This is a genomic window from Scandinavium tedordense (assembly GCF_024764965.1).
Taxonomy (GTDB): domain Bacteria; phylum Pseudomonadota; class Gammaproteobacteria; order Enterobacterales; family Enterobacteriaceae; genus Scandinavium; species Scandinavium tedordense.
In genome coordinates this window covers 397,112-416,436 of record NZ_JALIGG010000058.1, presented here as the reverse complement: position 1 = coordinate 416,436, position 19,325 = coordinate 397,112, and the positions used below count along the sequence as shown (strand labels likewise).

Annotated in this window: 18 protein-coding genes; 4 read left to right on the top strand and 14 right to left on the bottom strand. The window is 57.2% G+C overall.

Going from position 1 to position 19,325, the window contains the following annotated elements; all coding sequences use genetic code 11:
• Window positions 1–12: 12 nt before the first annotated feature.
• Genes MUU46_RS21415 through MUU46_RS21405 form a run of 3 tightly spaced genes read left to right on the top strand, consistent with a single transcriptional unit; the run spans window position 13 to window position 3,149 of the window.
• Window positions 13–1,095 (top strand): HlyD family secretion protein, encoded by a 1,083-nt coding sequence (locus MUU46_RS21415; protein WP_258966635.1) that lies wholly within the window; start codon window positions 13–15, stop codon window positions 1,093–1,095.
• Window positions 1,092–2,468: an efflux transporter outer membrane subunit gene (locus MUU46_RS21410; RefSeq protein WP_258966634.1), complete on the top strand. Its 1,377-nt coding sequence runs from the start codon at window positions 1,092–1,094 to the stop codon at window positions 2,466–2,468. The genes MUU46_RS21415 and MUU46_RS21410 overlap by 4 nt, the downstream gene beginning before the upstream one ends.
• A gap of 21 nt (window positions 2,469–2,489) precedes the next feature.
• Window positions 2,490–3,149, top strand: coding sequence for an O-methyltransferase (locus MUU46_RS21405; RefSeq protein WP_258966633.1), 660 nt, complete (start codon window positions 2,490–2,492; stop codon window positions 3,147–3,149).
• A gap of 60 nt (window positions 3,150–3,209) precedes the next feature.
• Here MUU46_RS21405 and hrpA read toward each other — a convergent pair whose 3' ends face one another.
• Window positions 3,210–7,112 carry an ATP-dependent RNA helicase HrpA gene (hrpA, locus tag MUU46_RS21400; RefSeq protein ID WP_258966632.1) on the bottom strand — a complete coding sequence of 1,301 codons (3,903 nt, stop codon included), beginning with the start codon at window positions 7,110–7,112 and terminating at the stop codon, window positions 3,210–3,212.
• A 201-nt stretch (window positions 7,113–7,313) separates the two neighbouring features.
• On the opposite strand from hrpA, the gene azoR reads away from it, so the two are divergent.
• Window positions 7,314–7,919: an FMN-dependent NADH-azoreductase gene (gene azoR, locus MUU46_RS21395; protein ID WP_258966631.1), complete on the top strand. Its 606-nt coding sequence runs from the start codon at window positions 7,314–7,316 to the stop codon at window positions 7,917–7,919.
• A 116-nt stretch (window positions 7,920–8,035) separates the two neighbouring features.
• Here the strand turns inward: azoR and paaY are convergent, their stop codons facing one another.
• The 13 genes from paaY to paaA form a co-directional block, all read right to left on the bottom strand.
• Window positions 8,036–8,632: a phenylacetic acid degradation protein PaaY gene (gene paaY / locus MUU46_RS21390; RefSeq protein WP_159758976.1), complete on the bottom strand. Its 597-nt coding sequence runs from the start codon at window positions 8,630–8,632 to the stop codon at window positions 8,036–8,038.
• Between the two features lie 11 nt (window positions 8,633–8,643).
• Complete coding sequence (gene paaX / locus MUU46_RS21385; protein WP_258966630.1) at window positions 8,644–9,579, bottom strand: phenylacetic acid degradation operon negative regulatory protein PaaX; 936 nt, start codon at window positions 9,577–9,579, stop codon at window positions 8,644–8,646.
• A gap of 92 nt (window positions 9,580–9,671) precedes the next feature.
• Window positions 9,672–10,985, bottom strand: a complete 1,314-nt coding sequence (gene paaK / locus MUU46_RS21380) for a phenylacetate--CoA ligase PaaK (protein ID WP_258966629.1) — start codon at window positions 10,983–10,985, stop codon at window positions 9,672–9,674.
• Between the two features lie 26 nt (window positions 10,986–11,011).
• Window positions 11,012–12,217: a 3-oxoadipyl-CoA thiolase gene (pcaF, locus tag MUU46_RS21375; protein WP_258966628.1), complete on the bottom strand. Its 1,206-nt coding sequence runs from the start codon at window positions 12,215–12,217 to the stop codon at window positions 11,012–11,014.
• Entirely contained in the window at window positions 12,217–12,642 is a 426-nt protein-coding gene (gene paaI, locus MUU46_RS21370; RefSeq protein ID WP_258966627.1) for a hydroxyphenylacetyl-CoA thioesterase PaaI, read from the bottom strand. Before paaI ends, pcaF begins: the two co-directional genes overlap by 1 nt.
• A complete protein-coding gene (gene paaH, locus MUU46_RS21365) occupies window positions 12,632–14,056 on the bottom strand; it encodes a 3-hydroxyacyl-CoA dehydrogenase PaaH (RefSeq protein ID WP_258966626.1) in 1,425 nt (474 codons plus the stop codon). Before paaH ends, paaI begins: the two co-directional genes overlap by 11 nt.
• A gap of 2 nt (window positions 14,057–14,058) precedes the next feature.
• Window positions 14,059–14,847 (bottom strand): 2-(1,2-epoxy-1,2-dihydrophenyl)acetyl-CoA isomerase PaaG, encoded by a 789-nt coding sequence (gene paaG, locus MUU46_RS21360; RefSeq protein WP_258966625.1) that lies wholly within the window; start codon window positions 14,845–14,847, stop codon window positions 14,059–14,061.
• 2 nt (window positions 14,848–14,849) lie between these two features.
• Window positions 14,850–15,617 carry a 2,3-dehydroadipyl-CoA hydratase PaaF gene (gene paaF / locus MUU46_RS21355; RefSeq protein ID WP_258966624.1) on the bottom strand — a complete coding sequence of 256 codons (768 nt, stop codon included), beginning with the start codon at window positions 15,615–15,617 and terminating at the stop codon, window positions 14,850–14,852.
• Window positions 15,614–16,684, bottom strand: coding sequence for a 1,2-phenylacetyl-CoA epoxidase subunit PaaE (gene paaE, locus MUU46_RS21350; protein ID WP_258966623.1), 1,071 nt, complete (start codon window positions 16,682–16,684; stop codon window positions 15,614–15,616). The genes paaF and paaE overlap by 4 nt, the downstream gene beginning before the upstream one ends.
• Before the next feature lie 7 nt (window positions 16,685–16,691).
• Window positions 16,692–17,189: a 1,2-phenylacetyl-CoA epoxidase subunit PaaD gene (paaD, locus tag MUU46_RS21345; protein WP_258966622.1), complete on the bottom strand. Its 498-nt coding sequence runs from the start codon at window positions 17,187–17,189 to the stop codon at window positions 16,692–16,694.
• Between the two features lie 11 nt (window positions 17,190–17,200).
• Entirely contained in the window at window positions 17,201–17,956 is a 756-nt protein-coding gene (gene paaC / locus MUU46_RS21340; RefSeq protein ID WP_258966621.1) for a 1,2-phenylacetyl-CoA epoxidase subunit PaaC, read from the bottom strand.
• A 7-nt stretch (window positions 17,957–17,963) separates the two neighbouring features.
• A complete protein-coding gene (paaB, locus tag MUU46_RS21335) occupies window positions 17,964–18,251 on the bottom strand; it encodes a 1,2-phenylacetyl-CoA epoxidase subunit PaaB (RefSeq protein ID WP_258966620.1) in 288 nt (95 codons plus the stop codon).
• 11 nt (window positions 18,252–18,262) lie between these two features.
• The gene (gene paaA, locus MUU46_RS21330) at window positions 18,263–19,192 is read right to left on the bottom strand and encodes a 1,2-phenylacetyl-CoA epoxidase subunit PaaA (RefSeq protein WP_258966619.1); all 930 of its coding nucleotides are present in this window, start codon (window positions 19,190–19,192) and stop codon (window positions 18,263–18,265) included.
• Window positions 19,193–19,325 lie beyond the last annotated feature (133 nt).

Genomic DNA, 19,325 nt, shown 5'->3' with positions numbered 1-19,325 from the left:
ACGGGAGTCGTTATGAGTCAGCAGGATGCCGCTACCGAGCAGGCCCACACGCGCAATAACCTGCGCGTCGTTTCAATTTTCACCGCCGCCGCCATCGGACTGATCGGCGTACTGGTCATTTTATATGCCTGGCAACTGCCGCCCTTCACGCGCCACAGCCAGTTTACGGACAACGCGTATGTGCGCGGAATGACCACCTTTATCAGCCCGCAGGTTAACGGTTATATCACTGCGGTGAATGTAAAAGACTTTGATCAGGTCAAATCGGGTGACGTGATTATCCAGATTGATGACCGCATTTACCGCCAGCGCGTGCATCAGGCAGACGCTCAGGTCGCGATGAAAAACGCGGCGCTGAACAATAATCTTCAGCAGCGTAAAAGCGCCGAGGCGGTCATTGCGCGCAACGCCGCCGCGCTGGAGAATGCCAAAGCGCAAAACCTGAAATCACAGGCTGACCTGAAACGCGTGAAGGAGCTGACCTCGGACGGCTCGCTGTCGATTCGCGAACGCGATGCGGCGCTGGCGAGCGCAGCGCAGGGCAATGCCGATATCGCGCAGGCTAAGGCGACGCTAGAAATGTCGCGTCAGGACTTGCAAACCACTATCGTCAATCGCGCCTCGCTGGAAGCCGATGTGGCAAGCGCCAAAGCGGCGCTGGAACTGGCGCAAATTGATCTGCAAAACACCCGGGTGGTTGCCCCGCGCGATGGCCAGTTAGGACAAATCAGCGTTCGCCTTGGCGCGTACGTCACCGCCGGGACGCATCTCACCACGCTGGTGCCGCCGCAGCACTGGGTTATCGCCAACATCAAAGAGACGCAACTGGCGGAGCTGAAAGTCGGCCAGTCAGCGACCTTTACCGTCGATGCGCTGAATAACGAGCAATTCCACGGTACCGTGCAGAGCATTTCCCCGGCAACGGGCGTCGAATTCAGCGCCATTTCGCCAGATAACGCCACCGGTAACTTCGTCAAAATTGCCCAGCGCATTCCGGTGCGCATTACGGTTAACGACGGACAGAAAAACGCCGAGCGCCTGCGGCCAGGGATGTCGGTGCAGGTGACGATTGATACCCACGGAGAGGAAAAATGAACCGTCTGACCTGCCTGGCACTGGCACTGCTGCTGGCCGGATGCCACTCGGTGGATGTGCAGAAAGCAGATTCGCACCTGGAAATTCCGACCACCTGGCGTCAGAACGTTGGTCCAAACAGCCCGGCGGAAAGGGTGTGGTGGCGCAATTTTCACGACAGCCACCTGAATCAGTACGTCGAGCAATCCCTGCGCTATAACAGCGACGTACTGATCGCCCGCGAACGGGTGAATGAATATCAGGCCCGCGCCTATGCGACCGAAGGCTCGCTGTTTCCGTCACTGGATGCAGGACTGAGCGGCACTCGCGCCCGGGCGCAGTCGGCGGCAACCGGCCTACCGGTTCACAGCACGCTTTACAGAGGCAGCCTGACGGCCAATTACGACGTCGATTTGTGGGGCGCAAACCGTGCGGCATCGAGAGCCGCCGAAGCCTCGCTGGATGCGCAAAAAGCCGCAGCGTCGGCCGCAGAATTGACCATCGCCTCGAACGTCGCCGCCGGTTACGTCACGCTGTTATCGCTCGACGAACAGCTGCGCGTCACCGAGGACACACTGAAATCACGCGAAGAAGCATACCGGCTGGCAAAACGTCAGTATGAAACGGGCTACACCTCGCGCCTTGAGCTGATGCAGGCGGACTCCGAACTGCGCGGTACCCGGGCGCAGGTGCCGCTGTTACAACATCAGATTGCGCAGCAGGAAAACGCGTTGAGCCTGCTGCTGGGACAAAATCCGGCTAGCGTACCACGCAATACGTTTGATGCCTTAACCCCCCTGATAGCCCCGTCGCAGCTGCCTTCTACGCTGCTAAACCGCCGCCCGGATATCGTGCAGGCCCAGCGTGAACTGCTTGCCGCTGATGAAACGCTGGCCTCGTCAAAAGCCCAGCTGTTGCCATCGATTTCACTGACTGCCGGCGGTAGCTATCAGGCCGATGCGCTGTCGGGTCTGCTGGATAATCCGCTGCGTTTGTGGAGCGTCGGCGGGAGTATTCTCGCGCCGTTGCTCAACCGCCAGGCGCTGAATGCGCAGGTGGATGTATCGATGTCGCAACGCAATCAGGCGCTGTATGGCTATGAGAAAACGGTGCGCGGGGCGTTTGGCGAAGTGAATGACAGCCTCGACGCCATTACCCGCTACGGTGAACAACTGGAAGCCCTGCGTGAACAGCAGCAGGTGGCTGAAGAAACCTTGCGCATCGCGCAAAATCGCTATCGCAATGGCTATTCTTCTTATCTGGACGTGCTCGACGCGCAGCGCACTTTATTCTCGACTCAACTCAGCGTGGTTCAAGTGAAAAACAATCTGCTGCTGGCGCAAATCTCCCTTTACCGGTCGCTGGGAGGCGGCTGGTCTTCTCTGTCAGGCTGACGTTTAACATGAGGTTCAGAAATGCAAAATCTGTGGTCAGACGTTGATAACTATCTGATTAAGCAACTTCTTCCAGCGGATCCCGTGCTTGAAAAAATACTGAAAAATAACCAGCAGGAAGGTTTGCCCGCCATTGATGTCGCGGCGAATCAGGGGCAGCTGCTGGCGCTTTTTGTACGCATGACCGGTGCAAAAAGAGTGCTGGAGGTTGGCACGCTCGGCGGCTACAGCACCGTGTGGATGGCGCGGGAATTGCCCGCTGACGGTAAGCTAATTACGCTGGAATTCAGTCCGCTTCACGCACAGGTTGCCCGCCAAAATCTGCAGCTGGCAGGTGTGGAAAATAAGGTGGAGGTTATCGAAGGTCCGGCGCTTGATTCGCTGGCGGCATTTAAGCCGGATACGGTTTTTGACCTGATATTTATCGATGCGGATAAGCCGAATAATCCAAGTTATCTGGAATGGGCGCTGAAATTTTCCCGCCCAGGAACGCTGATTATCGGCGATAACGTGGTCCGGGAGGGCGAAGTGACGCATCCGGAGAGCAAAGACAAAAGCGTTCAGGGCGTGCGGAAGTTTATTGAGATGATGGGGAACAACCCGCGTTTGACCTGCACGGGGCTGCAAACCGTAGGCCTGAAAGGCTGGGATGGTTTTACGTTGGCGTGGGTGAAGCGTTGAGAGTTTACGCGTTACCCCTTTGCCCTCTCCCACAGGGAGAGGGCAGCATGCAGCCAGGAATTATGCCGTAATCTGCTCCATCGCCTGCAATATCCGTTTGTCAGAAATCGGATACGGCGTGCCCAACTGCTGGGCGAAATAGCTCACCCGCAGTTCCTCAATCATCCAACGAATTTCCAGCACGTCGTCGTCATTACGACGTGACGGCGGCAGCTTGTTAAGCCACTGCTGCCATGCCTGCTGCACGCTTTCAACTTTCAGCATCTGCGCGCGATCCCGGTGTGGATCGATGGCTAATTTTTCCAGTCGTTTCTCAATCGCGTTGAGATAACGCAGCGTATCGCCGAGACGCTTAAAGCCATTGCCGGTGACAAAACCGCGATACACAAGCCCGGCCATCTGCGCTTTCACGTCAGACAGGCCCAGCGCCATCGTCATATCTACTCGGCCTTTCAGGCGTTTGTTGATATTGAATACCGCCGTCAGGATCTGCTCGACCTGTTTGGCAATCTCCACCACCGTATCGTTCAGCTCCGCGCGGACTTTCTCATGCAACGCCGCGTAGGTTTCTTCAGTCCACACCGGGCCACCGGCCTCGTGGATAAGCTTGTCGACGCCGCAGGAAATGCAGTCGTCAATCAAATCCAGCACTTTGCCATACGGGTTAAAGTACAGGCCCAGCTTGGCTTTGTTCGGCAGCTTTTCATGCAGATATTTGATCGGCGACGGAATGTTCAGCAACAATAAACGACGCAGACCACGCCACATCGCCTGCTGCTGCTCCAGCGGATTATCAAACAGTTTGATGGCCACGCTGTCGCGCTCGTCCACCAGCGCAGGCCAGGCTTTCATTTTGTAATTGCCGCGCTTCTGCTCATAGCTTTCAGGCAGCGATCCAAAACTCCAGAGATGCAACCCGCTCTGCTCGATACCGTCGTCCGCCACCGCAGACAACGTTTCCTGAACTTTGCCTTTCAATGCGTCTTTCAGCGCCGTCAGGTCACGGCCCTCCTGAAGCTTCTTGTTTTTGTCATCAATGACGCGGAAGGTCATTTTAAGGTGATCGGGCACCTGATCCCAGTGCCAGTCGTCGCGGTCAATCGTCACCCCGCTCATCCGGCGTAGCTCGCGCTCCATCGAATCCAGCAGCGGCAGCTCCAGCGGCGTCATGCGCCCTAACAGCGCTTCGGCATAGTTCGGCGCTGGAACAAAGTTACGGCGCACCGGTTTCGGCAGTGATTTAATCAGTGCGATTAACAGCTCGCGACGCAGGCCAGGGATTTGCCACTCAAACCCGGATTCTTCGACCTGATTGAGCAACGGCAACGGAATATGCACCGTCACGCCGTCGGCGTCAGCGCCCGGTTCAAACTGGTAACTCAGGCGCAGCTTAAGATTGCCCTGATGCCAGAAGTTCGGATAGTCGAGTTTGCTGACATCATCGGCCCCTTCCTTAATCAGCATACTTTTTTCAAAGTTGAGCAAATCAGGCGTTTCGCGACTGGCGGTTTTCCACCAGTTATCGAAATGGCGAGCGGAAATCACGTCGTGGCTGATGCGCTGGTCGTAAAACTCGAACAGTGATTCATCGTCTACCAGAATGTCGCGGCGACGGGATTTGTGCTCAAGTTCTTCAATTTCGTTGCGCAGCTTCAAATTATCGCGGAAGAAGGCGTGGCGCGTTTGCCAGTCGCCCTCCACCATCGCATGGCGAATAAACAGCTCGCGGCACAGCGGCGGGTCAATCTGGCTGTAGTTGACCTTGCGGGCGGCGACAATCGGCAAGCCGTAAACGGTCACTTTTTCAGTGGCCATGACTGCGCCCTTCGAGCGCTCCCAGTGCGGCTCGCTGTACGAACGTCTGATCAAATGCTGGGCAACAGGCTCGACCCATTCAGGATCGATACGTGCGGCAATGCGCCCCCACAGCCGGCTGGTTTCAACCAGCTCGGCGACCATCGTCCATTTCGGCGGTTTTTTGAATAAACCGGAACCCGGGAAGATGGAGAAACGGGCATTGCGCGCGCCGGTAAACTCCTGTTTATCAGCGTCTTTCATCCCGATATGCGAAAGCAGACCAGTCAGCAAGGCAACGTGAATTTCACGGTATTCGGCGGGCTCGCTGTTCACCGGAATGCCCAGTTCTTTCACCACCTGACGCAGCTGGGTATAAATATCCTGCCATTCACGTACGCGCAAATAGTTAAGGTATTCGGTGCGGCACAGGCGACGGAACTGATTCGACGACAGCGCTTTTTGCTGCTCGCCAAGGTAGTTCCACAGATTGACGAACGCCAGGAAGTCGGACTCTTTATCATGGAAACGGCGGTGTTTTTCGTCAGAGGCCTGCTGTTTGTCCATTGGACGTTCGCGTGGATCCTGAATCGACAGAGCCGAGGTGATGATCATCGCCTCACGTACACAGCCGTGTTTTTGTGCTTCCAGCACCATGCGCGCCAGACGTGGGTCTACCGGCAATTGCGACAACTGGCGGCCCATCGGGGTGAGTTTATACACCGTTTGCTGTTCGTCGGTGGTGATCGCCCCCAACTCTTCCAGCAAGCGCACACCATCCTGAATATTGCGTTTATCCGGCGCTTCGACGAACGGGAATGCACCGATATCGCCGAGCCCCAGCGCGGTCATCTGCAAGATAACCGACGCCAGGTTGGTACGCAGAATTTCCGGATCGGTAAATTCAGGACGCGACAGGAAATCGTCTTCCGAATAGAGACGAATACAAATACCTTCCGAGACACGTCCGCAGCGGCCCTTACGCTGATTTGCCGAGGCCTGAGAAACCGGTTCAATCGGCAAGCGCTGCACTTTGGTGCGGTAGCTGTAGCGGCTGATACGCGCGGTGCCCGGGTCAATAACGTACTTAATCCCCGGCACGGTCAGCGAGGTTTCCGCCACGTTGGTCGCCAGCACGATGCGGCGCCCACTGTGCGACTGGAATACGCGGTTTTGCTCGCTGTTTGACAGGCGAGCGTAGAGCGGAAGAATTTCGGTATGGCGTAGGTCGCGCTTGCTGAGCGCATCGGCGGTGTCGCGGATTTCGCGCTCGCCGCTCATGAATATCAGGATATCGCCCGGACTCTCCTGCCCCAGTTCATCAACCGCATCGAAAATGGCCTGCAGCTGATCGCGCTCTGTATCGTCGGCATCTTCGACAATCGGACGATAGCGAACGTCGACCGGGAAGGTACGGCCAGAAACTTCGATTATCGGCGCGTTATTGAAATGTTTTGAGAAACGTTCCGGATCGATGGTCGCCGAGGTGATGATGATTTTCAGATCCGGACGCTTAGGCAGCAGTTCACGGAAATAGCCGAGCAGAAAATCGATGTTCAGGCTGCGTTCGTGGGCTTCATCGATAATGATGGTGTCGTATTGCATCAGCAGTCGGTCCTGCTGGATTTCTGCCAGCAAAATACCGTCGGTCATCAGTTTGACCATGGTGTTGTCGCTGACGTGATCGCTAAAACGCACTTTATAACCGATGCAACCGCCCGGCTCCGTTTGCAGCTCTTCGGCAATACGGTTCGCCACGGTGCGCGCGGCCAGACGGCGCGGCTGAGTATGACCAATCAGCCCTTTAACGCCGCGGCCCAACTCCATGCAGATTTTCGGCAGCTGAGTGGTCTTCCCTGAGCCGGTTTCCCCCGCAACAATCACCACCTGATGGTCGCGAATAGCGTTGTAGATATCCTGCTTTTTCTGACTGACCGGCAGATTTTCCGGGTAGGTTATCGCCGGGCGCGCGGCTTCACGCAGCAGGACTCTACCCGCAGCCTGAGAAATCTCTTTCGCCATCTCCTGCATAATGGCCTGTTGTGATTCAGGATTTTTAACCTTCTTCACGCCATGCAGACGACGGGCAAAGCGGGTTTTATCGCGCAGCATCAGGCAGTCGAGCTGTTGATGGAGCTGCGAAAAGGTCATTTTGTGTTGTTCTGTCATAGCGTTAACGGGCAGCGCACTGCCGGAAAAATGTCTCTGTTTTCTTTAGTGTTAGAGTACCACATCGCAGCCGCCCTTTCCTTCATCAATAAATTTGAACGAAGGCTTCGATATATTGCGCTATCCCTGCGACAGGATTGTGAATAGCATGTCATCAAGCAACTGGGCACAGGCCCGTCAATCTCATAAAAGGAAACACCCATGAGCAAAGTTTTAGTTCTCAAATCCAGTATTCTGGCAGGGTACTCTCAGTCTGGTCAGCTGACTGACTATTTTGTTGAACAGTGGGCTGAAAAACATCCGGCAGACCAAATCACCGTTCGTGACTTGGCTGCACAGCCAATCCCGGTGCTGGATGGTGAACTGGTTGGCGCAATGCGTCCAGGCGATGCCCCACTGTCTCCACGTCAGCAAGAAGCGCTGGCGCTGTCTGACGAACTTATCGCTGAGTTGCAGGCGCACGACGTTATTGTTATCGCAGCCCCGATGTATAACTTCAACATCCCGACTCAGCTGAAAAACTATTTTGACCTGGTAGCGCGTGCCGGCGTGACTTTCCGTTACACCGAAAACGGTCCGGAAGGCCTGGTCACAGGTAAACGTGCGGTAGTTGTTTCCAGCCGTGGCGGTATCCATAAAGATACCCCAACTGACCTGCTGGCTCCGTACATGAAGCTGTTCCTGGGCTTCATCGGCATCACTGACGTGAACTTTGTGTTCGCTGAAGGCGTGGCTTATGGTCCAGAAGTTGCCGCCAAAGCGCAGTCTGATGCCAAAGCCGCAATCAACAGTCTGGTTGCTGCATAAGAGCGTTACCCTCTTGCCGCCCGGCGAGAGGGTCTTTCCCCTTAGACGGGTTCCGTTATCACCTCTGTGGCAATTTTCCGCTATAACCGATATTGAATACAGGCGGTTCGCGGTGTTTATGTCGCAGATTTTGGCCGCAAATTCTCGTCGAATTCCAGCCGTTGACGTCCCTCTTCGATTTCACGCAGGGGCTCTACCTGGTGCATCGTCAGTTTGCAGCGTTCCACCAGCACCTGATACTCTCGCGTGCCACGTTTTTTCCAATCCATTTCATCGCTACTCAGCGCACGAATGGCCTTTGCCGGACTGCCAACAATCAAATAATTCGCAGGCATTTCAGCTTTCGCTTTCACAAAGGCCGCCGCGCCAACAATGCTATTTTCGCCGATGACCGCGCCATCCATAATCACAGCGTTCATTCCGACCAGCGCATTACGGCGGATAACGCAGCCGTGCAGTATCGCACTGTGTCCAATATGCCCGTCTTCTTCGACCACGGTGTCCTGCTCCGGGAAGCCATGCATGACGCAGTTATCCTGAATATTGGCCCCATCTTTAACCACGATTCGCCCGAAATCGCCGCGAAGGCTGGCATTCGGACCGACGTAAACGGCTTTTCCGAGAATAACGTCGCCAATCAGCACCGCCGTTGGATGGACGTAACTCTCTTCGGGCACCACGGGTGTTAAGCCATCAATTTGATATACCGGCATGGTCACACTCCTTATTTAAGATTCAGACCACCAAAACGTTGATAAAACGGCGTTGCGGGCTGCGGCAACGGGCCGACAGAGGTTTCGCCCTTCTCACCCACCCACGCCAGTGCGCCAGCCGCCACGCTCTGATAAATATTGATGCACAGCTGACGGGCGGCCTGGCCAGCCCAGTGTGCAGGCAACAGTTCTTCAGGCAGTAACGGGTCTTTGAGGACAACCCGGCGGTAAAGGTGAATAGCCAGCAGCTGAATTGCAAAGCAGCGCTCCGGCGTCAACTCAGCAGGGTCAGCATCCCGCAGCAGCGGCAGCAACGGTCTGAAGGTATTGATGAAATTTTCATACATCTGATTTTGTTCGGTAAGCTGCCAGCACTCTTCAACGCGCGCGCGCAATGCGCTGACGGAGGTCGCCAGCGGAGAGCGGGCCTCAAAGCAGATGACGTTTTCCGCCACGCCCGCCTCATGCAGCAGTGCCTGAACGTCCGCCAGCTTTTGCGACGGCGACGCCATCAGGCTCGGGGCCAGCGTGCCGAAGCCCTGCCAAATCAGCTGTTTTTTCACATCAAGGAGCGTGTTTTTATCCAGCCCTTCCGACAGCAACAGCAGCCAGGTGCCGTCCCACGCGGGTGGTTCAGCGCGGTAAATTTTGCTCTCGGCACGTCGGGTCAGACGCAGCCCTTTGTCGCTCAGACGGTAAAAACTACGCCGTCCGATACGCGAGACATCCAGCCAGCCCTCTTTATTGAGTCGGAATAACGAGGTGCGAACAAAGCGATCGCCAAAACCAAGGCCTTCCAACAGCGCCGTCAGGCTCCCAAGCCAGATTTCACCGCCACGATGGGATAATGCATCCCCGTAAAGGGAGGAGATTAGAGAGGTTCCACTGACTGGCACTGCTGCGACGGCCTGCTGGATAAAGAGATCAAGTTTACTCATCTGATTCATTCTATTGTGATTTTTGTCCTGGCTGAATCATAGCATAGATTACCGGGCACTCCGTTTGCCCGGTAAGCGCAGCGCTACCGGGCAATACACGGTTAGCCATTCGCCGCCAGCTTACGCAGATCAAACACACGACACGCTTTACCTTCAGAGCGCGGAATACTGCCGCAGTTGACGATGGTCACGTCGGTAGAAATTCCGACCATCGATTTGATGCGGTGCCGCAGCTGATGACACACCTGACAGCGCTGTTCATGCGACAGCGTCAGACTGCTCTCTTTCAGCTCAACTTTGATCGACAGCGAATCCAGATGCCCGCGACGATTCACTTCCAGCTGATAGTGCGGCGACAAATGCTCAAACTTAACGATTTCCTCTTCCAGCTGTGACGGGAAGACGTTTACGCCGCGAATAATCAGCATATCGTCGCTGCGCCCGCTGATGCGGTCCATACGACGCATTGTACGCGCGGTGCCTGGCAGCAGGCGGGTCAGATCTCGGGTACGATAGCGAATAACCGGCAACGCTTCTTTAGTCAGCGTGGTGAACAGCAGTTCGCCCTGTTGACCGTCGTCCAGCGGCGTGCCGTCGTTCGGGTTAACGATTTCCGGGTAGAAGTGATCTTCCCAGATAGTCGGGCCATCGGCGGTTTCCAGACATTCCATCGCCACACCCGGCCCCATCACCTCGGACAGACCATAAATATCCAGCGCCGTGATCCCGAGACGTCGTTCAATTTCTTTGCGCATCGCCATGGTCCACGGCTCTGCGCCAAACACACCAACGCGCAGGCTGCATGTGCTCGCATCCCCGCCCATCTGGCGCTCCATCTCTTCAATTAAATTGAGGCAGTAGCTAGGCGTGACCATGATCATGTCAGGCTTGAAATCATGAATAAGCTGCGCCTGTTTTTCAGTCTGACCGCCGGACATCGGAATGACCGTCGCCCCCAGTCGCTCGGCACCATAGTGCGCACCCAGTCCCCCGGTGAACAGACCATATCCGTACGCGACGTGGATTTTGTCTTTCGCACTGCCGCCCGCGGCACGCAAGGAGCGAGCAACAAGATTGGCCCAGGTATCAATATCGTTTTGCGTATAACCGACTACCGTCGGTTTGCCAGTGGTGCCAGACGAGGCGTGAATACGCACCACCTGTTCCATCGGCACGGCAAAGGTGTCGAACGGATAGTTATCGCGCAAATCCTGTTTAGTGGTACACGGGAATTTGCGGATATCGCTCAGTTCTTTGAAATCGTCAGGGTGAACACCCGCTGCGTCAAATTTACGGCGGTACATCGGCACATTGTCGTAAGCATGTTTCAGCGTCCACTTCAGGCGTTCGGTCTGTAAGGCCTGCAGTTCATCAACGGACGCGGTCTCAATCGATTCTAATTTTGTTGTTGTCATTGTAGGGTACTCGCAGGTTAATCAGCTCACACGCGCGCCAGGATCATGGCAATGCCCTGACCCACACCGATACACATCGTACACAGGGCGTAACGCCCCCCGCGACGGTGCAGTTCATTGCTGGCGGCCAGCGCCAGTCGGGCACCACTCATCCCCAACGGATGGCCTAACGCGATGGCGCCACCGTTGGGATTTACATGCGGGGCATCGTCCGGGAGCCCCAACTGTCTCATGACACCGAGCGCCTGGGCGGCAAAGGCCTCATTCAGTTCGATGACGTCCATATCGTTGATACTCAGCCCCGCACGCTCCAGCACTTTGCGGGTAGCAGGCACTGGGCCAAGGCCCATCAGACGCGGCTCGACGCCAGCGCTGGCCATAGCCACAATGCGCGCTCGTGGCGTTAAACCCTGAAGTGCGGCCATTTCTGCGCTGGCGATAATCAGCGCTGCCGCCCCATCGTTAACCCCTGAGGCATTGCCGGCGGTGATTGTGCCATTCGCGCGAAACGGCGTTTTCAGTGCGGAGAGTTGTTCGAGCGTTGTTTCCGCACGCGGATGCTCATCCTGCGTTACTTCGGTCAACGCGCCCTTTTTTCCCTTCACGCTCACCGACACAATTTCTTCGGCCAGAATGCCATTTTGCTGGGCGACTGCGGTGCGCTGCTGGCTACGCCAGGCAAACGCATCCTGATCGGTACGGCTTATTTTTAACAATTCAGCTACATTCTCTGCCGTTTCCGGCATGCTGTCAGTTCCAAAATGCTGCTGCATGAGCGGGTTCACAAAACGCCAGCCGATAGTCGTGTCGAACATTTCAGCCTGACGCTGGAACGGGGTGGTGGCTTTACCCATCACAAACGGCGCGCGAGACATTGATTCCACGCCGCCAGCAATCAGTAAATCCGCATCACCCGAACGGATAGCGCGAGCAGCAAAGCCAATCGCATCCAGTCCAGAACCGCATAACCGGTTGATGGTGGTGCCGGATACCGTCTGTGGCAGACCCGCCAGCAGCAATGCCATACGCGCCACGTTACGGTTATCTTCCCCCGCCTGGTTGGCACAGCCGAAAATCACATCGTCGATACGTTCAGCATCCAGTTGTGGATGCCTGTCGAGCAGCGCCCGCAGCGGCACTGCACCTAAATCGTCGGCGCGAATACCGGAAAGTCCACCGCCGTAGCGCCCCACCGGCGTTCTCACCCCATCACAGATAAATGCATCACGCATCAGGCTTCTCCCGTTACGCTGCCGCCAATGCGGTGTGATTTACCGCGAAAAAGGGCCACAGCTTTTTGTTGTTGGTTAACGATTTCGATGTCGTACACGCCGGTTAATTTGCCCTGATGCATCACTCGCGCGGTGGCGGTGAGTTTATCTCCGGCAAAGCCCGGGCGCAGAAAGTCGATGTTGCAGCCCGAAGCGACTGCCGCCAGGCCCTGACTGTTGCAGGCGTAGGCGAACGCGGTATCCGCCAGCGAAAACAGCTGTCCGCCGTGGCAGGTTTGATGGCCGTTAAGCATGTTGGCGGTGATGGTCATCGTCAGCACCGCAAAACCTTCGCCCATCTCGATAATGTCGATCCCCTGCGCCTGGGCGCAGGTGTCGCGTTCATACATCACGCGGGCGTTATGCCAGGCGTCGTTATGACTCATAGCTACTCTCCAGAAGCGCACGCTGGCGCAGTAGGGAACACGGACGATAGCGTTCTTCGCCGTAATGACGCTGCAGGTTTTCCAGCAGCACCAGCACGCGCTGCCAGCCGAGCTGTTCACCCCACTGGATCGGGCCGCGCGGGTAATTCACGCCCAAGCGCATGGCGGTGTTGATATCCTCTTCGCTGGCGACGCCTTTTTGCAGCGCGTCCAACGCTTCGTTGACCAGCATTGCCACGGTGCGCCACACCAGCAGCCCCGGATAATCGGCGACCAATAGCACTTTTTTGCCCTGCTGCTGCAACCAGTGAATGGCTTTTTCTGTCGACTCCAGCCGGTTGCCCGGTGCGGCGGCAATCACCACCACCGCGCCTTCGCTGCGGTCGATCATCACCACCGGCTGGCGAGTGCGTGTGGCCGCAGCCTGAGCAGTTTCACCGTTGGTTTCTATCAGCAGCACCTCATCAATCGTGACAACGTCACGCTCTTTTTGCACGCTGGCCCCTTGTCGATGCGCAGGCACAGCCGGGTAAAACGCAGGCTCGGCGGCCCCTTGCGGCCAGGGATAAACGCCCTGCCCACTTTTTTTACCGTAGCGCCCCGCCAGCACCAGCTCCTGCTGCACCAGCGACGGTAGAAAGCGGCGTTCCTGCCAGAAGGCATTGAACACGGAACAGGTGACGGCAAAATTCACGTCCTGACCAATCAAATCGGTGAGCGCCAGGGGTCCCATCGGGAAACCGCCCGCTTCACGCAGCGCGGTATCAATCGCTTCCGGGGCGGCAACCTGCTCTTCCAGCGCGCGCCAGGCTTCGGCATAGAACGGACGGGCCACGCGGTTGACGATAAAACCCGGCGTGGAGTGGCACTGAACCGGCTGTTTGCCCCAAGCCTGAACGCACTGGCTCAGTTGGGTGACCACTTCTGCGGACGTCGCCACACCGCTTACCACTTCCACCAGCTTCATTACCAGTGCCGGGTTGAAGAAATGCAGCCCGGCCACGCGCTCCGGGTGCTTCACGCCCGCCGCAATGGCGGTAATCGAAATGGATGAGGTGTTGCTGGTCAGTAGCGTGTGCGGTGGGCAGATTTCACCCAGTTGCGAAAACAGTGCTTTTTTGACATCGAGATTTTCAGCTGCTGCCTCAATCACTAAATCGGCAGCAGCGAGTGCGGCAATGTCAGTCACCGGCACAATGCGCGCCAGACCACGTTCGCAGGCCTCGGCACTGAGTTTTCCGCGCACGACTCGGGACGCCAGACGCTGACGCAGCGCATCGATAGCGCGAGTCATGGCATCGGCAGAGATGTCATGCAAAAGCACCTGCTGCCCAGCCATCGCCGCCACTTCAGCAATACCTGCCCCCATGGTGCCACTGCCAATTACCGCCACGGTTCGAATCTGTTGGCTCATGGTCATTTCCCGGTGAACTGTGGTTGACGTTTGGCAAGGAAGGCGCTGACGCCTTCGCGGTAATCCGCGCTGCGCCCCGCCATGCGCTGGTAGTCACGCTCGAGGTCGAGCTGTGCGTCCAGGCCGTTGGTTTCCGCCGCGTTGATCGCCTGTTTGATAAGCCCGAGGCCATATGTCGGCTGCGTGGAAAAGTGGCGCGCCAGCTGATTGGCGGTGTCGCTGAGCTGCGCGTCATCCACCACTTGCCAGATCATGCCCCACTGCTGAGCCTGCTCGGCGCTGAGTTTGTCTCCCAATAGCGCCAGGCCCATTGCCCGTGCGCGCCCCGCCACTCGCGGTAAAACCCAGGTGCCGCCGCAGTCCGGAATCAGACCCAGCTTGCTGAACGCCATCACGAAATTCGCTGAACGCGCAGCAACCACGATGTCGCAGCCCAACGCTAAGGTTGCGCCTGCGCCTGCTGCCACGCCGTTGACGGCGCAAATAACCGGTTTCGGCAGCGTTGCCAGACGGCGAACCAGCGGGTTCCAGAACGTTTCTACGGAGTAACCGAGATCCGGCGGCGGGCCGCTCGGGTCAACGTTACGGTCGTTCAGATCCTGTCCGGCGCAGAATCCGCGTCCGGCACCGGTGATGACCAGGCAACGAATCGCGTCATCGCGTTCGGCCTGTGTCAGGCACTCGGCGAGCTGCCCGTGCATCACCTCGTTAAAGCTGTTCAGTCGATCCGGCCGATTCAGCGTTAGCGTCATCACCCCGTGCTCAACGTGACTGAGAATAAAAGCGTCCATCGTTAGCGTCCTTTGAATTCAGGTTGGCGTTTGGCAAGAAACGCAGCGATACCTTCCCGACGATCGTCGGTGGCACTGAGCAGCGTAAACAGCTGGCGTTCCTGAGCGAGTCCGGCACTGAGCGTCACTTCCTGCGACTGCCGAAGCGCCTGCTTCGCAGCCTGCAACGCCAGCGGGGAGTGCTTCGCCATCGCTGCCGCCAGGCTGATGGCGTATTCTGTGGTCAGGCCAACAGGGTAAATCTCACTCACCAGCCCAGCCTGCTGCGCGCGCTGAGCATCAATGCTGCGTCCGGTAAGCACCATTTGTGTCGCCAGAGACTTGCCCACACAGCGGATCAGACGCTGTGTGCCACCCGCGCCGGGCATCAGGCCAAGCGTGATTTCCGGTAATCCAAAGGTCGCGTTATCACCCGCTACCACCACATCACACAGCAGCGCCAGTTCACAGCCTGCGCCCAGCGCGTAGCCGTTCACTGCGGCAATCAGTGGTTTGCTGAAGGCATCGATGCGCGCCCAAATGCGTGGGCGAATATCATTCAAGGTCGCGGCTAAATCTTTCTCGGCCATCTCCTGTAAATCGGCCCCGGCGGCAAACACGCGGTCACTGCCGGTAATGATCACCGCGCCCACGTTGCTGTCCTGTTGGGCTGATTCCAGCGCGTCGGCGATTTGAGTCAATAAGGCATTATTCAGCGCGTTACGTGCCTGCGGACGGTTCAGCGTCAACTGCAATACGCGGTCGTGGCGGCTAATCAATAATTCGCTCATGCCATCCCCTTCGCATCAAAATCGACGATCACGTCGGCGGTCAGTGGCAGTGACTGGCAGCTCAGTATGTAGCCTGCGGCCAGTTCATCCGGCTCGAGGCTGTAGTTGGTTGCCATCGACACCTCGCCGCGCAGTACCTTGCATTTACAGGTGGCGCACACCCCGCCTTTACAGGCGTAAGGTAAGTCCGCGCCCTGCCGCAGGGCGGCGTCGAGAATGCTTTCGTCGTCAGCGGAAAGGACGATTGCGCGGTCGCGGCCATCCTGACGCAGAGTGACCGTCTGGCCATCGGCTTGAACGCTCGATGCATGGCGCACGGTGGTGCCCGGGGTGTTGAAGCGTTCAAGATGAATCGCTTTTTGCGACATGCCGAGTGAGACCAGTGCGGTTTCGGCGTCGTCCATCATCGCCGCCGGGCCGCAGATAAAGGCCTCATCAAACTGACTGAAATTGAGCAGTGAACGGGAAAGTGCATGCAATTTTTCGCCGTCGATGCGGCCATGCAGCAACGCGCTGTCGAGCGTTTCCTGGCTGAAAATACTCAGCAATTGCAGACGCGTCGGGTAAGTGTCTTTCAGGTCGGCCAGCTGCTGGCGGAACATCATGCTCTGACTGCTGCGGTTGCCGTAAATCACGGTGAACGCGCTGTCCGGCTCGGCCTGTAAAGTGCTTTCCACAATCGCCAACATTGGGGTGATCCCAGATCCTGCGGCGATTGCCAGATAGTGTCCTCGGCGCGAGGGCTGTGGCTGATAACCAAAATTGCCCTGCGGGATCATCACGTCAAGGGTCATTCCAGCTTTGATTTCATCCCGGGCATAGCGCGAGAAGCGCCCGCCTTCAATGGCTTTCACCGCCACACTGATTTCGCCCGGTACGGCACGGCGGCAAATGGAGTAACAGCGGCGGAGCTCTTCACCTGCCAGTTTCGTTTTCAGGGTCAGATGCTGACCGGGGCGAAACGCGTAGGCGGTTTGCAGCGTTTGCGGTACGGCGAAGGTAATCGTCACCGCATCGCGGGTTTCGGGCTCAACTTTTGCCACCGTAAGCGAATGAAACGTCGTCATGGCAACCTCAAATACATTTAAAGTAATCAAAGGGCTCCCGGCAGCTGTCGCAGCGGTACAACGCTTTGCAGGCCGTGGAGCCGAATTCACTGATCATCGACGTGTGGGTGCTCCCGCAGCGCGGACACGCCACATCTGTCGGCATTCCCGCATGACAAACGTGAGCCTGCGGCGGGCTGATGCCGTACTGGCGCAAGCGTTCGCGGGCATCCGGCGTCATCCAGTCCGTGGTCCACGGCGGGTCCAACTGCAGGACGATATGCACCGGCGTATAGCCATGCACGGTCATTGCGGTGCGGATCTCACCGAGCAGATACTCCGTTGCCGGGCAGCCTGAATAGGTTGGTGTGAATCCAACCACCCAGCCGTCGCCCTGCGGCACCACGCTGCGCACCATCCCGAGATCGGTGATGGTCAGCACCGGCACTTCCGGGTCTGAAATCTGACTTAACAGCATCCAAATATCGTGGACTTCAGCGGGAGCAATACTGGCGAGACGTTGCATAGCGACCTCCGTTACCACTGCTGACCGGGATATGAACGCTGCAGATATTGCATTTCTGCCAGCATTGGTCCCAGATGTTCGGTGTGCAGCCCTTGTTTGCCGCCAGTGCGGTACGGCGGTTCTGGCGGCACCTTGAGTTCCGCGGCGGACAGTACGCTGGATATTTCTGCCAGCCAGTCCGCTTTCAGTTCACGCGGATCGACGGCGATACCCTGAGCAATCAGCTCCTCTTCCAGCGCATCGGCCTGGAACAATTCGGCGGTAAAGCGCCACAGATTGTCGATGGCGGCCTGCATCCGCGCGGCGGAAATCTCGGTTCCACCGCCCAGACGCTCAACCCAGCCACGGCTGAAGCGCAGGTGATAACGCGCTTCTTTGATGGCTTTGGCGGCAATGGCGGCAATCTGCGCGTCTTTGCTGCTCGTAAGTCGACTGAACAGTGCCACATGCCAGGCATCAATAAACAGCTGGCGCGCCAGCGTGTCAGCAAAATTACCGTTCGGCTGCTCCACCAGCAGAATGTTGCAGAATTGGCGTTCGTCGCGACCAAACGCCAGCGTGTCTTCATCGCCTTCGCCTTGACGTTCAGCGGCGTAGGTCAGGAAATTGCGCGCCTGCCCCATCAGGTCGAGGCCGATATTGGCCAGCGCCAAATCGATCTCCAGCTCCGGGGCGTGACCGCACCAGGCAGAAAGACGCTGAGAAAGCACCAGGCAGTTATCGCCGAGACGCAATGCGTAAGTCGCGATAGGATCGTGATTGTTCATGACTGCCTCACATATGCTCGATGCCGTCAGGCAGTGTGTAGAACGTCGGGTGGCGATAGATTTTGCTCTCCGCCGGGTCGAAAAATTCGCCGCGCTCTTCCGGCTGTGAGGCCACGATTTCGCTCGCTTTAACCACCCAGATTGAGCAGCCTTCGCTGCGGCGGGTGTAGGCGTCACGGGCATTTTCCAGCGCCATGCGATCGTCGGCGGCGTGCAGACTGCCCACGTGACGGTGCGATAAACCCTGTTTGCTGCGAACGAACACTTCATATAACGGCCAGTAGACATTGTTCATTGTTGTTCTCCTTACGCCACGTTACGGGCCTGCTGTTTTTTGGCATGCGCCAGCGCGGCTTCCCGCACCCAGGCGCCCTCTTCCCAGGCTTTACGCTTGGCGGCCAGACGTTCGTGGTTGCAAATGCCACGCCCGTTAATCACCTCATTAAATTCATTCCAGTCGATATCGCCGAAGCGGTACTCTCCGGTAGTGTCGTCGAGCTTTAGGTCTGGGTCCGGCACGGTCATACCCAACATTTCCACCTGCGGAACGGTGTTGTCGACAAAGCGCTGACGCAGTTCATCATTACCGAAACGTTTGATTTTCCACGTCAGACTCTGGGCGCTGTTCGGCGAGCTGTCATCGTTCGGCCCGAACATCATCAGCGCAGGCCACCAGAAGCGGTTGATTGCGTCCTGCAACATCGCGCGCTGCTCTTCGCTGCCGTTCGCCAGCGCCATGCAGGCGTCGAATCCTTGACGCTGATGGAAGCTCTCTTCCTTACATATCTTCACCATCGCCCGGGCATACGGCCCATAAGACGTGCGGCACAGCGCCACCTGATTGACGATGGCAGCCCCGTCGACCAGCCAGCCAATCACGCCGATATCGGCCCAGTTCAGCGTCGGGTAGTTAAAGATGGAGGAGTACTTCATTCGTCCATCGAGCATCTTTTGATAGATGTCTTCTCGGGCGCAGCCGAGTGTTTCCGCCGCGCTGTAGAGATAAAGGCCGTGCCCCGCTTCGTCCTGCACTTTCGCCAGCAGAATGGCCTTGCGGCGCAGCGTCGGGGCGCGGGTTATCCAGTTGCCTTCCGGCAGCATGCCAACAATCTCAGAGTGCGCGTGCTGGCCAATCTGGCGGATCAGGGTTTTGCGATACGCCTCGGGCATCCAGTCCTGCGGCTCGATGGCCGTCTCTTCGGCGATGCGCGCTTCAAAGCGTTGTTCTTCAGTCACATTGTCACCTTTATGATTCCCATTTGATTCACATAACGCCTCATCGTGAATCATATTGTTTATGTGAAGTTACATAAAGGTTAACTAAAACCCCAAGAATGGTTTGTGTATTCTGTGACGCCCTTCGCAAGGT